Origin of the sequence: Limosilactobacillus pulli (assembly GCF_947381555.1) — a bacterium.
GTDB classification, from domain to species: Bacteria; Bacillota; Bacilli; order Lactobacillales; family Lactobacillaceae; genus Limosilactobacillus; species Limosilactobacillus pulli.
In genome coordinates this window covers 60,373-75,654 of the sequence record NZ_CANCWQ010000003.1, presented here as the reverse complement: position 1 = coordinate 75,654, position 15,282 = coordinate 60,373, and the positions used below count along the sequence as shown (strand labels likewise).

Below are 15,282 nucleotides of genomic sequence, written 5' to 3'. Positions count from 1 at the left end.
TTATCAGACAAGCATTACCGGTAATCGAAGCTCAAATCAAAGCCCAGCACCCGCTTGACCAGGATCAGATGCAGTCTTTGATTTATCATTTGGCTTCTGTCAGTCGCTCGGCAAGAGAACGGTCACGCCAGGCGATTAATGATCTGTTGGCTGACCAGCTGATCGACCCAACTGAGACCGCCGGCTGGACTGATTACCTGCTGCAAGATGAGATTTTGTATGCGCATGTTTTGGAACCTAAGAATCAGGCTGTGTTCTTGCGCTCTTCAGCAGTCAGCATGCTGCGCTCCTTATTAATGGCCGATCGTTATGGATACTTTTTTCTGACTGATGAAGATCTGCGAAAGATTATTGATAAGATTGCTTTGCTGGTTCTTTTAGAAAAAGACACGCGTGGTTTTGTCGGCAGACAGGGCTGGGCGCATATGTTTTATGAGCTGCCCAGCCTTTTTAATGAGTTGACTGAGCGCAATGAGCTTTTAAGAGGCGATCACATTTTTATGATGACGGTTTTATTGGAACGTTATCGGCGTTTGAAGACGCCTTTGGAAATGGGAGAGCAAAATGAGGTGGCCGATTATTTAGCACGACTGATGAAGCGTCATCGGCTGTATCAGGATTATTTTTTGATGGAGCTCAGAGACTGGCGACAATGGCTGGATCAACAGGAAAACGTTGTCAATGAAGGCGATTGGCACCTGTTCTTCAACTATCAGCGCTTGATGAACGCACTTTTGATTACCAAGGATCTGCCACTTAAGGTTGCTTCAGAGATTTATAAAAAGGAAATCTAGTTGTCAACGGTTACAGATAGTGTTATACTGTAGTTTCTAATAAAAACGGTTTAAGTACATTTAAAAATTAGATAGGTGGTATTTACATGACGAACAAAAAGCTGCACGTAGCATTGCTGTTCGGGGGCAATTCTTCGGAACATGATGTCTCTAAGCGGAGCGCTCACAATGTATTTGACGCGATGGACAAGAACAAATATGACGTCAGCCTGTTTATGTTCACTAAAGATGGCATTCTGCTGAACAATGAATACTCTCAGCGGATCTTTGATGGCGAGCCGGAAGACGCCGTTGTCAAGGAAGCCTATGCCAACATGGATCTGGATGCACCATTAGCACCAATCCAAGCCTTGAGTACGGTTGATCAGATTGATTTCTTCATTCCGGTCATTCACGGTAATCTTGGTGAAGACGGTACGGTGCAGGGATTATTCCGTCTGCTCAAGAAGCCTTACATCGGTTCAGGCATCGCAGCCAGTGCAATGTCATTTGATAAGGATCTTACCAAGAAGATCATCACCCAAGCCGGTATTCGCAACACGCCATACATCCTGTTGACGCCGGAAAATCGTGATCAATACGACTGGCATGCCATTCAAGAAGAGCTGGGCAATCTGGTATTCGTTAAGCCGGCCAAGCAAGGCTCTTCAGTCGGCATTCACAAGGTCGAAAACGAAGCTGAGCTTAAGGCAGCCTTAGATGACGCCTTCAAGTACGACTTCAAGGTTTTAGTTGAGCAAGGAATTGACCATCCTCGTGAAATTGAAATCTCGATTCTGGGTAATGAGCATCCAATCGCATCCAAGCTTGGTGGGATTCGGGTTCCAAGCGATGATCCATTCTATGACTATGAAAACAAGTTCGTCGATGCCAGCGGAGTTGTCTTTGATCTGCCAGTAATCTTGCCAGATGACCTGACCCAAGAAATTACGGACATGGCATTGAAAGCTTACAAAGCACTTGGTATGAAGGGACTTTGCCGCATCGACTTCCTGGTTGATAAGAATAACGTGCCATATCTTAGCGAGCCGAATACTCTGCCTGGCTTTACCAACATCAGCCTTTATCCGCAGATGTGGGAGGTTTCTGGCATTAAGTACTCAGATTTGATCGACCGGTTGATCAAGTTGGGGCTTGAAGAATTCGAGCATCAAGAACAAATCAAGTATGACTTCCAATCACTGGGTGAAGAAAAAGTCGGTAAAAAAGAATATCACTAAAATGATGAAAAAGGTGCCTGCTTGGGCATCTTTTTTATTTGCAAAACAAAGGCAACCGTCTAATTATTGATAAATTTATGATAGAATAATAATATACATATTTTATTGGTTTATCGGTTTTACTATACATATTAAGAAGGAATATGAATGAAGCTTCGAGGTGATATCTTTAAACAGATTCGCCGCAAACGGGGGCTGTCGCAGACGGCATTGGCGGAAGGAATCTGTACGCAGGCCACGATCAGCCTGATGGAAAAGCAGAATCGAATTCCGAAGATGAATATTCTGACCGCGCTTTGTTCGCGGCTGGATATTACTACGGATGAGATTATTGAAAATGATGATGTTTCGATGACCGCAATTTTCGATCAGATTGGGCAGCTGCTGGCCGAAAGACAATTTGAGGCAGCTCAAGATGCCATGCAAAAAATCAAGGTCAAAAATCTGCAAAATGAGTTTGATAAGCAGCGCTATTATTATCTGTTGGGGATGCTGCAGGTTCAAAAGCATCAGTTTGATGAGGCAATCTTTAATTTTGAGCTGGTATTGACCCAGTTTTCAACGACCAGCGCCAACATCTATCTGGCCATGACTACGATTGGCATGGCAATGGCCTATGAAAAGATTGGCAGCCAAAGTCGCGCGCTGCGCCTGGTTGAACGGGCAATGCGATTGATTGATGAGAAAAAACTGACGGGCGGCCAAATGCAGTGGATCGTCGTCTATGAATATATTGCGGGACTCTATCTGACACTTGGTCAACCGCGAGTCGCCTTGAATGCAGCTCAGCGTGGCATCGATATCTGTCGTCAAATGCGGTCGATGTTTTTGCTTGATCGTTATTATCTATATGCAGGCAAGGCACAATTGGCATTGGCTAACCAGGCAGTTGCCAAGCAGGATCTTGAAATTGCCCATAGTCTGGCCCTGGTTAATCAACATCCAGAATTGGTCAAGGAGTCGGTAAAGGCTCTGGCAACAGCATGATTTATACATACAAAAAGCGATGGCCAAAATATGGCCATCGCTTTTTAGCATACTTATTAATGCATTAGTGCTTTTTTTGAACTGGAATTGGCTGATTGTCCAGGTCGGTACGTACGACCAGAACATCACAGATTGCAGTCCGAGTAACAAATTCAGTAACCGAACCAATTAGAATCCGTTCAACGGCATTTAAACCAGTGGCACCGATCATAATTAGATCAGCATGCATTTCTTTTGGCACTTCGCGGGCAATGATCGTCTTAGGCGCGCCATATTCAATCGTGTAGCTGACATTGGCAACGCCTTGTTTTTTAGCGTAGTCAACGTATTGATCCAGCGTCTTCTTGGCAGTTGCGGTTACTTGTTCAACCATTGAGCTGTCGAAACTGGAGATATTTTGGAAAGCACGAGTGTCAACAACGTGCAGCAAGCGCAATTCCGTGTCAGCGCCATTCCGTTTAGCAACAGCAACAGCTTTCTTAAAAGCCAGTTCAGCTTCCTTTGATCCATCTACAGGAACCAAAATGTGTTGGTATTGTTGAGTCATATCAAGTACCCCCTTAATGCTTAAGCTTCTTTGTTTATTTATATTTTACAACATTGTAAAGGCTTTCGCAAAAAATGTTTAAAAGTTTAGTGTTTCTTGAACACTAATGAGCTGGTTGCCAGTGCCATTACCATGTCGGTCAGACAGCCAATTACCAGTACTGTAGCTACCAGACCGATATGATTCGGGAAAAATGCAGCAATCAAGCAGACAATGCCCCAGATCAGCATTACCCAGCCCCAGATGTTGCAGTGGCGAATACTGCGCTCAGTTGGGGCCTGACCAAAGATACCGGTATTGCGATGACTTAAAAGATACCAGCCCTCAATCAGCATGATGGCGGCAAAAAAGATCATTAATACAGTAATCAAAAAAATCAAAACTCCTTTCTCTGTCAAAATACCATAAAAGCGGGACTGAAACCAGTAATGATTTCAATCCCGCTTTTTACGATATGTATCGGCTCCGTTCATGCCGTTAATTGTCTTTCAGTGTTGACCTGTGGATAAGACAGGTGGGCCATGGCCGACAAAGTTTCAACTACCAAGTGAAAAGGCATGTCGTCCCAGTGTCGAGGCACTAGTCCCAAAGTAACGAAACTGTAAGGCAAGACTGCGAATTAGACAACACGCACACTACAGAACCTCTATTAGTATGTTAGCATTTTTTTTAAATAAATGCAATCGTTTTCAACTTCTTGGTCGTCGTTGTGCTTTTAACAGCCGTAGATACTGACTTCCCATAGCTTTTTCAAATTCACCGTTTGGTTTGGGACGGTAGTACTCATCGTTTTTAATTTGATCGGGCAGGTACTGTTGACGAACCCAGTCCTGTGGAAAATTATGTGGATACTGATAGTCAACGCCATGACCAAGTTCTTTGGCGCCCTTATAATGGGCATCTTTGAGCCAGGCAGGGATGTCACCAAAATTGCCCTGATTGATGCGTTTCAGTGCGGCATCAATTGCCAAAATGCCGGAATTTGATTTGGGCGACAAGGCGAGCTCGACTACGGCATCGGCTAGTGGAATGCGTGCTTCAGGCAGGCCGATTTTTTCAGCTGCTTGGATTGCGGTAACTGCTCGCTGAACCGCTGGCGGATTTGCCAGACCAATATCTTCATAGGCAATTACGGTCAATCGTCGTGCAATGCTGGGTAAGTCGCCAGCAGCAATCAAACGTGCCAGGTAGTGTAGAGAGGCATCAACGTCACTGCCGCGAATTGACTTTTGAAAGGCCGAGATGACGTTATAGTGAGCATCGCCATCTTTATCAGCAGTTAAGGCTTTTTTCTGTACGCATTCCTCAATGATTGGAAGCGTCAAATGAATCGTACCGTCATCGTTGGGGTCGGTCGATCTGGCAGCCAGTTCCAAAGCGTTTAATGCACTGCGCAGATCGCCATTGACAGCCTGAATCAATTGATCGCGAGCATCGTCGTCCAATTTTAATGATAATTTTCCCAGACCACGTTCGGAATCGATCAAAGCACGATCGATGGCTTGGCTGATGTCTGTTTTGGTCAATGGATAGACCGGAAAGATTTGGGTTCGGCTGCGAATGGCCGGATTGATCGCGAGATATGGATTCTCGGTTGTTGCGCCAATCAAAACGATATGCCCATTTTCGAGGTGAGGAAGCAAAAAATCCTGCTTGGTCTTATCGAGTCGATGGATTTCATCAAGCAATAGGATTACGGTGCCGCTCATCTTGGCTTCTTCGGCTACGATCTGCAAATCTTTTTTAGAATCGGTAGCGGCGTTTAGCATGCGAAATGCATACTTGGTTGAGCCGGCAATGGCACTGGCGATGCTGGTCTTACCCGTGCCAGGCGGGCCATAGAGAATCATCGAGCTGAGCATTTTGGCCTTGACCATGCGATTGATGATCTTGCCAGGACCAACCAAATGCTGCTGACCAACGACTTCGTCTAAATTGCGTGGTCGCATGCGATAGGCTAATGGCTGCAATCAAAAGGCCTCCTTTTATTTAGAATGAAACAATCGTTGCCAAAAACTCAGCTTGGCGGGCTCTTTAATTGGAGCAGCCGGGGTCTTCAGATCGGCATAGCGCTTTTCTACGTCAACTGGTGATTGATGAACTGCCGTTTTAGCCGCCACCACAACGGCCATTTTTTCAGGGGCCGTTGAGAATTCGGGATCGGTTTTTAAAGTGAAGCTGGCGTGTTCTTGAACGGCTGCACGCATGTAAGGTCGTAATTCCTCATCAGAAAGGTTGCCATTTAAAAAGACCAGGTTGCCAATTCCTTTTTTAAGTTCTTGTTTCAATGCATCAGACCAGTCACGCTCTTTTAGCTGCGCCACGCTGATCGTCAAGCAGACCCGTTCACGAAAGGTTCCTAGATAGCGGCGCTGTTCATCAGGGTTGATTTTTGGCGTACCATAGACCGCATTTTGCAGTCGCTGGTCAACCGCGCTTTTTTCTTCATTCGCCATGTCTGATCCTCCTTGAGTGTTTCCTATTATTGTATCATTGATTGCGCTGGGCCAATAAGAAAACGCCACTGCAGCAGGCAGTGACGTTGATCAGACTATTTAACGATTTCGCAGAATTCAATGGTTTCAGCATTTGGCCCTTCAATGTTGAAGAACTTGATGCCATGCTGCCAGAAGTCAAGGTGCTGGACCTCATCTTCTTTCATCGTAAAGCCGGCTTCCTTAGCCGCCTTGTAGGCTGCATCGGCATCAGAGGTATTCAGTGAGATATGATTGATAGCCCCAGTCTTACGAACGGCACCATCACCAGTCCAGATTTCCAACGTCAGATGAGCGTATTGCATGAAGACGACTTCATTGCCCTGGTCGTCGGTGTCAAAGTTTCCCAACATCTTAAAGCCGAGTTTTTCCCAGAAGGCAACCGTTTTTGACAGGTCGTCGGTTGGAATGCCAATGTGCTGCAGGTCGTCGAAGTAGCCAGCTAAACTTTTGTTGAATGCCATGATTTGCTCCTTTAATAAAACATAATTTGTAAAAGTGAAGAATCTAAACATCTAAAGCTTGATGCTTGAGCTTGGGGAAAATAATTCGATCGGCAAGTCCCGTAATACCACCCTGGAAAAGCAGGGCAAAGATCGTCCCTAAGCCGAAATTGGCCAGTCCCATCTTAGGCAATGCAGCCAGAGCCATGATCGTAGGCGGAATATATGAGGCCCACATTGACAAAGTTGCATTACCCTTGAAATAACGGAAACGCAAAATCTGGAATAGGTCATCAGCTGGGTGCAAAACCAGGTTGACCCGCTGATAAATTGAAATGGCCACACCAATGAAAGTGACACCCAAAAAGTTGATCAAGACATACAAGGCCACCACTGGTAAGGAATGAGCGTCAGGCATGATACGGTTGAAGATATCCGAGAACCATTGAATGAAGATCGAAAATGGCAGCATGAACAAGAAGTTGCCAAAGATTCGTTTCCATTCCCATTTGTGCATCAAGATGGCATTTAAAACCGAGGTAAGCATTCCTAAAACCATAAAGGCCCAAAATAGAGTCATTGAATTGTTGCCTAATACGGCAATGCCAAGGTTGTTTTCAGCCGCCGTCCAATAGGCAGAACCAAGAAACTGCGGATGAATGTGTGAACTTGTTACCAGCGTTAAGACGTTGCCCATCGAATTGATTACGATTGACAGGGCAAAGTAGGCGATGCTGGCCTGCATTGAAATGGTCCGCTTAGGGACTGTGGTGATATTGTTTGAACTTGCTTGATCCAAATTAATTCCCTTCTTCCTGACAAGATATCAATCTTAAAATTGGTGATAGATTTCACTTGCTACGATAAAGATACCGCCAGCATCGCTCGGTGTCAACCGGTTGACAGAAAAATAAAGATTGATGTCACGGGGTCATCCAGTTTTAGGAACCGTTTTCTTTAACGCGGTGACTGGCAACTGCAAAAGAAAGTTCAGTAATAAAAAAATTAGTGATTTTATCGTGAGTTTGCTCTTTGATTCACAGTATTGCTTGGAGAAAGCTTGTTTATTTCTAAATTGGTATAGCAATCCCAACGAGGCACTTATGAACATAAAATCATATATATCTAAAAAAGATTAAGTTTTGCGCAATCGATTGCTTAACAATATAAAGTCAAGATTTATATGTGGTCCATATGTGAATAAACGTTGATAAACCAATAATCTTGTTAAAAAATAGCTGATAAATCGTGCACAAATAAAAATTGGTATTGTCAATCGATTAGCAAAAATAATTCAAAAAATCAATTGACGATGCGCTCAAATTGGACCATGATACGAGTCATGAATTAATTGTTAATCAAAATTGGTATATTTAACAAAGGAGCAAGAGAAATGCAATCAACTGAGCAAAAAACGATTGCCATCTATGCTGACGGTGCCGTCATTGACGATATGCGTCAAATGGCCAAACTGCCAGAAGTAACCGGCTTTACAACCAATCCTTCACTGATGAAGCGAGCAGGCGTCACCAACTACCTAACGTTTGCCAAGCAGGTGGTCAGTGAGTTTCCTGAAGCTTCCCTGTCTTTTGAGGTTTTTTCACAAGATCCCCAAGAAATGCAGCAGGAAGCAGAGATTTTGAGTTCATTAGGAAATCATGTCTACGTTAAGATTCCAATCCTCAATCTTAGTGGTCAGCCCAACACTGATCTGATTCAACAACTGTCTCATGCCGGCATCAAGCTGAATATTACCGCAGTAACGACCAGCGAGCAGGTTCGTTTGGCACTGGAAGCATTGGATGAACAGACGCCGGCAATTATTTCATTGTTTGTTGGACGCGTTGCCGATACGGGGGCTGACCCAACTTCTTTTGTCAATGCCAGCGTTGCAATGTCGCATTTGCATCCTAATGTTGATCTGCTTTGGGCTTCAACGCGCGAGGTCGATAATATCCGCCAGGCCAAACAGGCAGGAATCGATATTATCACGGTACCACCGGCAATTCTTGAAAAATGGCTGGCTCGGCGAAAGTCTACTCCCGAAGACGTTGCCTTAGATACGGTCCGCGGCTTTGATAAAGATATCAGTACGCTGGGCTTTAGTATTCTTGATGATGTTAAGGAGGCGGCCGCTAATGAATAGTCAACACTCCAATCTGGATCAGTTGTCCGTTACGGCTGCTCGCATGCTGGGGGTCGAAATGATCGAAGCCTCACGCAGCGGACATCCAGGTATTGTTTTGGATGCGGCGCCAATGGCCTATACGCTGTTTGAGTATCACATGCGTTTTAATCCAAAGCAGCCCAAGTGGATCAACCGAGATCGCTTTGTATTGTCGGCTGGTCATGGCTCGGCACTGCTTTACAGTCTGCTGCATCTAAATGGCTTTGATCTGACGATTGATGACTTAAAGGCATTTCGTCAGATGGGTTCCAAAACGCCGGGGCATCCCGAATATGGGTGGACGCCAGGCGTTGATGCTTCAACGGGTCCCTTGGGTCAGGGCCTGGGCATGGCAGTCGGTATGGCGATTGCTGAAAAGCATCTAGCCGCTCAATGCAATCGGCCTGGCTTGTCAGTAATTGATCACTATACGTATGCTTTGGCCGGCGATGGTGACCTGATGGAAGGCATCAGTCAAGAAGCCTTGGACATTGCGGGCAATCTGCAGCTTAATAAGCTGATTGTGCTTTACGATTCAAATGACGTTTCGTTAGACGGACCATTATCGATGAGTACTCATGACAACGTTGAGCAACGCGTCAAAGCAGCCTCGTGGAATTATGAACGTGTTGAGGACGGCAACGACTTGGCCCAGATTGATGCAGCCTTGTGGCGGGCTAAATGCTCTAGTAAGCCAACCTTGATTGAGGTCAAGACCGTAATTGGCTATGGTGCTCCTAAACAGGGGACTAATAAAGTGCATGGCACGCCGGTTGGTCAAGATGGCCTGATGACGCTGCGAGAAAAGTTTGATTGGCATGAGCCGTCTTTTACCGTGCCACAGGCAGTCTATGATCACTTTAAGGAACTGACGGCAGCTAAGGAAAAACAGTATCAGCACTGGTTGGAAATGTGGGCTTCCTACCAGCAGCAGTATCCACAACTGGCAGCACAGTTGATGAGCGACCAGTTCAAGCTTAATGATGCTGAACTGAACTATCAACCGGGTGAAAAAATTGCCACGCGGTTGGTATGTGATGATGCACTGCAAGAGATTGCTCGTCAAAATCCAATGTTTTGGGGCGGGGCAGCCGATCTGGCCAGTTCCAACAAAACGCTGCTTAAACAAGACGACAATTTTGCCGCCGATAATCCTTTAGGACGCAATCTGCGGTTTGGCGTGCGTGAGTTTGGCATGGCCGCGGCTTTGAACGGCATTACGCTGCATGGTGGTACACGGGCGTTTGGCAGTACGTTTTTGGTATTTAGCGACTACCTCAAGGCGGCAGTACGACTGGCAGCTTTAATGAAAGTACCAACGACTTTTGTCTTCTCACACGATTCCTTAGCAGTTGGCGAGGACGGACCAACGCATGAGCCGGTTGAACAGCTGGCGGCACTGCGTTCGATGCCAGGCGTTGATGTCTTTCGGCCGGCTGATGCCAATGAAACGATTGCATCATGGCAGATAATTGGCAAAACCAGCGATCGACCAAGCGTTATCGTTACCTCTCGCCAAGGTCTGCCGGTTCTGGCGGCTGCCAAGCATGCACCGGTAGAACGTGGGGCTTACGTTTTAGCACCAGCCAAGACCAATCATCCAGCTGGAATTTTGATTGCCAGCGGTTCGGAAGTCTCCTTGGCGCTGCAGGCTAGAGAAAAACTGGCAAAAGAGGGCATTGACGTGCAGGTCGTCTCGATGCCATGTCAAGAACGCTTCTTGCGGCAGTCCAAACAGTATCAAGACATGGTACTGCCGTCACGACTGGATAAACGTCTGGCAATTGAAATGGGCAGCTCAATGTGCTGGCATCGGTTTGTTGGCTTAAATGGCATGGTAATGGGCGTTGACGAGTTTGGTACCAGCGCGCCGGGAAATCAGGTTATTGAAAAGTATGGCTTTACGCCTGAGCACGTGGCTGCAGCCTTTAAACAAACCGCTGGACTTACGGCAGAAACGTCAGAACAGGCAGCCGTTAATGGCTAGCCATTATCACTCCAAAATCTATGATTCGCATTATAAATCTTAATCTCTAAACCTCAAAATACTCCAAAAATCCCTAAAAGAAAAAGGCATGATCGATTTCCCATCCTGATCGATCATGTCTTTTTGATTTTGATTATAAATACTTACAGTAAAAAAGCCCTGTGACTTAACATCACAAGGCTTTTTATGAAGCAGCAATCAATGATTACAGCTTGTTGTAGAATTCGACAATCAGCGATTCGTCGATGTCGGCGTTCATGTCTTCACGTTCTGGCAGGCGAACCAGCTTACCTTCGAGCTTGTCAGCGTCGAATTCAACGTAAGATGGACGAGCAACAACGGCTTCAACAGCGTTCTTGATAACGTCCAGGTTCTTGGACTTGTCGCGAACGGAGATGACTTGACCAACCTTAACTTCGAAGGAAGGAATGTCAACACGCTTGCCATCTACGGTAATGTGACCGTGGTTAACCAATTGACGAGCTTGACGACGAGTAGTAGCCAGACCCAGACGGTAAACCATGTTGTCCAGACGACGTTCCAACAGAACCATGAAGTTGGTACCGTGAGTACCTTCCTTGATCTTGCCGGCACGCTTGAACAGGTTACGGAATTGACGTTCAGTCATACCGTACATGTAACGCAGCTTTTGCTTTTCGCGCAGTTGCATACCGTATTCAGACAGGCGGCCACGACGGTCATTACCGTGATCACCAGGTGCGTAGTTGCGGCGAGCCAGTTCCTTACCGGTACCGGACAGAGACATGCCAAGACGGCGAGATACACGCCAGCTAGGGCCAGTGTAACGAGACATATTAGAATTCCTCCAATAAAATTATTTGGAGTAAAATAATCCGATGTGAGCTTGACATTCGTGCAGGCCAATTGGATCGTTCACCCTTGCAGCTGGGTTACTGGAAACACCATGCGGCATTGGTCTGTTGACGAGCTTGCCCCTCACTGCTGCATTATTTTACACAAAGAGTACTTTAACGCGAAAAACCGGCTTAGTCAAGATGTTTGATCAGTTCATCGACAAAAGATTTGATGCCGATCTGTAATTTTGCATCAAAACGGTTCTTGACTGGTGCATCCAAATCTAAGACGCCCACCAGTCGCTGATGATTAATCAACGGAACGACCAGCTCAGATTGAGCAGCCGCATCGCATGAAATGTAGCCGGGAAAAGTGGTGACGTCATCGACTGCCAGGGTTTGCTTCTGAGCTGCTGCCTGGCCGCAGACGCCCTTGTTCATTGCGATATGCATGCAGGCGGGATGACCTTGGAATGGGCCTAAGACCAGTTCATCGCCTTTAGGATCATAAAGATAAAAGCCGGTCCAGTTTAATTGATCGACGCTGTCGTTTAACAGTGCTGAGGCATTGGCCAGGTTGGCAATCAGATTGGTCTCATTTGCCAACAAGGCGGCCAGTTGGGCATTGATAAGCTTAAAATCTGGCAATGTAAAAATCCCTCCGATAAATAATAAGTTGTCAAGTATAGATATGATATAATTTTAATTAGTAGAATTTTAAATTAAACGGTGAAAAAAACAAAGCATAAACCGTGCAAAATTTAGGTGGGATATAGATGTTTCAAGTGTTGATCGGAATTTTAATTATTGCTGCATTGGTAATCATCGGTGTTTACGTCTATCAAAAAAGAACGCTCAATGCTGTTGATGCGATGCTGAATCAAAAAGCCGCCGCCTTGGCAGCTCATTTAGACGAGCGATTCGCTGAAGATGCGCGCCCAGAGCTGAGTGGTGATTCACTAAAGGATTTTAATCAGCTTAAAGAAGAATACCAAGACGAATTTTTGACAGCTGCCAGTCGAGTAGATGACCTAGCCGATCAAATTGCTCAGGATCTGCATGGTTTTAATCTGTTAAGAGTCAAGCCAGATCTACGCAAGCTTCAAGATGCTACGGCCAAGCTGATCAGTGAGCAGCAAAGCTTGGAGAATGGCTTGAAAAAAATCGACGATGCCAAGGCTGAGCACCAAAAGGCAATTGGTCAGCTGAAAAAACAGTATCAGCAGTTCCGTAGCGAGCTGGAAGAAAACAGTTATCGTTATGGCAAGAGCAGTACGGCTCTGCGTCAACGCTTGGCTGATCTGGAAACGCGCTTTACCACGTTTACCACGCTTACGGCCAAGGGCGATTATGAGGCCGCTCAAGACGTGCTCAGCGAACTGCAGGAAGATACTGCTAAGCTGGATCAATTGATTCAAAAGGTTCCAGATGTTTATAAGCCGCTGCTGACTGAATTTCCCACCCAGCTGCAGGAGCTTAAAGAAGGCTATGACCAGCTGAAAAGACATCATTACAACTTTGCCGATGACCAGATCGATCAGGAAATCGACCAGCTCAATCAGCTTTGTGAACGGTCGGCTGCAGATCTGGAGGCTTTAAAGGTTGATGAGGCAGCAACGGCTAACGACCAATTAACGCAGCACATTGATCAACTCTATGACGTTATGCAACGCGAACTTGATGCCCGACCAAAAGTTTCACCGTTGATGCGTGATGTTGGTCGGCATCTGAGTCATGCCAAGCAGCAGAATCGTGAACTGATTGATGAACTGGAACGTCTCAGTCTCAACTATACGCTCAATAATGATGAGTTGGCCAATGCACGTGGCCTGGATGAACAATTGCGGCAGCTGCAGGCGTCATATGATCAAGACCAAGAAGCTTTGGCGATCGAAGAGGCTATTGACAGTCAGGTTGTTGCTCGACAAACCGACAACGAAAAGATGCTGACGGCAATTGAGGAACAACAGCAGCAAATCAACGACAGCGTAGCGGATCTGCAGTCCGATGAGACCCGAGCCAAAAAGACGCTGCGAAAGTTCTCAGTTGAGATTCGGACAATCAAACGGCGAGTTGAGTCATTGAATCTGCCTGGCATTCCAAAAGACTATCTGGACTACTTTTTCTTGGTTAGCGATGAGATCGGTAAACTGGCAGACGCCATTAATCAAGTTAAAATCGATATGGAAGACATTACCAAGCAGCTCTTGATCGTACAAGACGATCTGACCACACTGCAGGAAAAAACTGATGACTTAAGAGATAGTGCCGAACTGACCGAACGGCTGATTCAATATGCCAACCGGCTCAGTATTGATCATGAAGAGATTAATGATGCAATTGCTCAGGCACAAAATGAATTCAATCGTTATAATTATCCAGGCAGTCTGGAAATCTTGGAAAAAGCCGTTGAAAAAGTTGAGCCGGGTTCCTATAAGCAAATGGAGCAGCGATATTACGCTGAGCTTAAGCGAAATTCTTAATAAAAAACGCGTCATTTCGTTGACGCGTTTTTTATTTTCGGACGTCAATCATGGTTAAAAGATTCATGATCTGTTATAATGTAGCGTTGTTTTAGGAGCCGAACCTTCGTCGCGGATGTGATCCATCGGCGGCAATATCTTGCGAGGAAAAACTTTTTTCCCGCGTGCATTAAAGGAGCAAGCACAGTATGATTTATTTTGACAATAGTGCCACGACACAGATCTGGCCAGAAGTTTTGGATACGTATAATCAAGTCTGCCAAAAGATTTGGGGCAACCCTTCTAGTCTGCACAAGGTTGGCGAGACGGCTTGGAATCTTCAAGAGCAGGCACGTAAGCAGATCGCGGACCTGTTTAGCGTTTTGCCAAGTGAGATTGTTTTTACCAGTGGCGGTTCAGAAGGCGACAACTGGGTCATTAAAGGAACAGCAATTGAAAAGCGTCAATATGGCAAGCACATCATTACGACCAGTGTTGAGCATGCTGCGGTACGTAATTCAATGGAGCGATTAGCCGACCTTGGCTTTGAGATTACCTATCTGCCAGTCGATGACCAGGGACGCATCAATCCTGAAGACGTAAAAAAGGCACTGCGGCCAGATACGATTTTGGTTGAGTCGATGGTGGTCAACAACGAGATTGGTACGATTCAGCCAATCAAGGAAATCGGTGAGATCTTAAAAGACTACCCAAAGGTTCATTTCATGGTCGATGCAGTTCAAGCAATTGGCAAGGGAATCGATGACATTGTCTTTTCGGACCGAGTCGATTTTGCAGTCTTTTCTGGTCATAAGTTCCATGCACCGCGCGGGACCGGCTTTGTATATGCCAAAGCCGGCCGCAAGCTGGCCCCGCTGATCGATGGTGGTGGTCAGGAACGCGGCCGTCGCAACGGGACTGAAAATACGGCCGGCTTTGTTGCCATGGCGCGGGCTTTACGAATGGTCAAACAAGAGGAAAAAGAGGTTGTTGAACGCGAAAAAGCCGTTAAGACGCGGATTTATAATCACATTAAAGACTTTGATCACGTTCAGATCATTTCTAAAAACGATGACTCATTTGCACCGCATATTCTGACGTTTGCAATCGTCGGCGTTCGCGGCGAAACAATCGTACATGCTTTTGAAGAGCATGACATTTATATTTCTACGACCAGTGCCTGCTCATCCAAAAAGCATGTAGAGGCCGGGACGTTAGCAGCAATGAAGGTACCGGATTCGATTGCTACCAGTGCGGTCCGAATCAGTCTGGGTGACCAAAACACCTTGGCCGAAGCTGATGAGTTCAACCGGGTCTTTGATGAGCTGTATGCTGGCTTTAAAAAGATTATCGACTAGTTTTGAA

At 45.9% G+C, this 15,282-nt stretch carries 15 protein-coding genes and 1 other RNA gene; 7 read left to right on the top strand and 9 right to left on the bottom strand.

The features are described from left to right. The first annotated feature begins 68 nt into the window (after positions 1-68). From QOS03_RS01735 to QOS03_RS01725, 3 genes are all read left to right on the top strand, one after another. On the top strand, positions 69-794 hold the full coding sequence (locus QOS03_RS01735; protein WP_283575151.1) for a DUF2785 domain-containing protein: 726 nt from the start codon (positions 69-71) through the stop codon (positions 792-794). Between the two features lie 86 nt (positions 795-880). Continuing rightward, the gene (locus QOS03_RS01730; protein ID WP_169461167.1) at positions 881-2,014 is read left to right on the top strand and encodes a D-alanine--D-alanine ligase family protein; all 1,134 of its coding nucleotides are present in this window, start codon (positions 881-883) and stop codon (positions 2,012-2,014) included. Positions 2,015-2,161: 147 nt separating this feature from the next. Beyond that, positions 2,162-3,001, top strand: coding sequence for a helix-turn-helix domain-containing protein (locus tag QOS03_RS01725; RefSeq protein ID WP_283575150.1), 840 nt, complete (start codon positions 2,162-2,164; stop codon positions 2,999-3,001). 64 nt (positions 3,002-3,065) lie between these two features. Here the strand turns inward: QOS03_RS01725 and QOS03_RS01720 are convergent, their stop codons facing one another. From QOS03_RS01720 to QOS03_RS01690, 7 genes are all read right to left on the bottom strand, one after another. Beyond that, positions 3,066-3,548 carry a universal stress protein gene (locus QOS03_RS01720; protein WP_033934412.1) on the bottom strand — a complete coding sequence of 161 codons (483 nt, stop codon included), beginning with the start codon at positions 3,546-3,548 and terminating at the stop codon, positions 3,066-3,068. Between the two features lie 86 nt (positions 3,549-3,634). Then, positions 3,635-3,919, bottom strand: a complete 285-nt coding sequence (locus QOS03_RS01715; protein WP_283575149.1) for a hypothetical protein — start codon at positions 3,917-3,919, stop codon at positions 3,635-3,637. A gap of 87 nt (positions 3,920-4,006) precedes the next feature. Further along, positions 4,007-4,195: non-coding RNA, 6S RNA (gene ssrS, locus QOS03_RS01710), on the bottom strand. A 42-nt stretch (positions 4,196-4,237) separates the two neighbouring features. Next, positions 4,238-5,497: a replication-associated recombination protein A gene (locus QOS03_RS01705; RefSeq protein ID WP_283575178.1), complete on the bottom strand. Its 1,260-nt coding sequence runs from the start codon at positions 5,495-5,497 to the stop codon at positions 4,238-4,240. Positions 5,498-5,533: 36 nt separating this feature from the next. Next, positions 5,534-6,004, bottom strand: a complete 471-nt coding sequence (locus QOS03_RS01700; protein WP_283575148.1) for a YueI family protein — start codon at positions 6,002-6,004, stop codon at positions 5,534-5,536. Between the two features lie 95 nt (positions 6,005-6,099). After that, positions 6,100-6,507, bottom strand: a complete 408-nt coding sequence (locus tag QOS03_RS01695) for a VOC family protein (RefSeq protein ID WP_272216431.1) — start codon at positions 6,505-6,507, stop codon at positions 6,100-6,102. 43 nt (positions 6,508-6,550) lie between these two features. Further along, entirely contained in the window at positions 6,551-7,231 is a 681-nt protein-coding gene (locus QOS03_RS01690) for a fructose permease (RefSeq protein WP_272208668.1), read from the bottom strand. Positions 7,232-7,879: 648 nt separating this feature from the next. On the opposite strand from QOS03_RS01690, the gene QOS03_RS01685 reads away from it, so the two are divergent. Both QOS03_RS01685 and tkt read left to right on the top strand, forming a co-directional pair. Then, positions 7,880-8,632 (top strand): transaldolase family protein, encoded by a 753-nt coding sequence (locus tag QOS03_RS01685; protein ID WP_283575147.1) that lies wholly within the window; start codon positions 7,880-7,882, stop codon positions 8,630-8,632. After that, positions 8,625-10,640 (top strand): transketolase, encoded by a 2,016-nt coding sequence (gene tkt, locus QOS03_RS01680; RefSeq protein WP_283575146.1) that lies wholly within the window; start codon positions 8,625-8,627, stop codon positions 10,638-10,640. The genes QOS03_RS01685 and tkt overlap by 8 nt, the downstream gene beginning before the upstream one ends. 205 nt (positions 10,641-10,845) lie before the next feature. On the opposite strand, the gene rpsD is transcribed toward tkt, so the two are convergent. Both rpsD and QOS03_RS01670 read right to left on the bottom strand, forming a co-directional pair. After that, positions 10,846-11,454 (bottom strand): 30S ribosomal protein S4, encoded by a 609-nt coding sequence (gene rpsD, locus QOS03_RS01675; protein ID WP_283575145.1) that lies wholly within the window; start codon positions 11,452-11,454, stop codon positions 10,846-10,848. A gap of 193 nt (positions 11,455-11,647) precedes the next feature. Further along, positions 11,648-12,103 carry a GAF domain-containing protein gene (locus QOS03_RS01670; RefSeq protein WP_283575144.1) on the bottom strand — a complete coding sequence of 152 codons (456 nt, stop codon included), beginning with the start codon at positions 12,101-12,103 and terminating at the stop codon, positions 11,648-11,650. A gap of 128 nt (positions 12,104-12,231) precedes the next feature. On the opposite strand from QOS03_RS01670, the gene ezrA reads away from it, so the two are divergent. After that, entirely contained in the window at positions 12,232-13,938 is a 1,707-nt protein-coding gene (gene ezrA / locus QOS03_RS01665) for a septation ring formation regulator EzrA (RefSeq protein ID WP_283575143.1), read from the top strand. 188 nt (positions 13,939-14,126) lie between these two features. Then, positions 14,127-15,275 carry a cysteine desulfurase family protein gene (locus QOS03_RS01660; protein WP_283575142.1) on the top strand — a complete coding sequence of 383 codons (1,149 nt, stop codon included), beginning with the start codon at positions 14,127-14,129 and terminating at the stop codon, positions 15,273-15,275. Positions 15,276-15,282 lie beyond the last annotated feature (7 nt).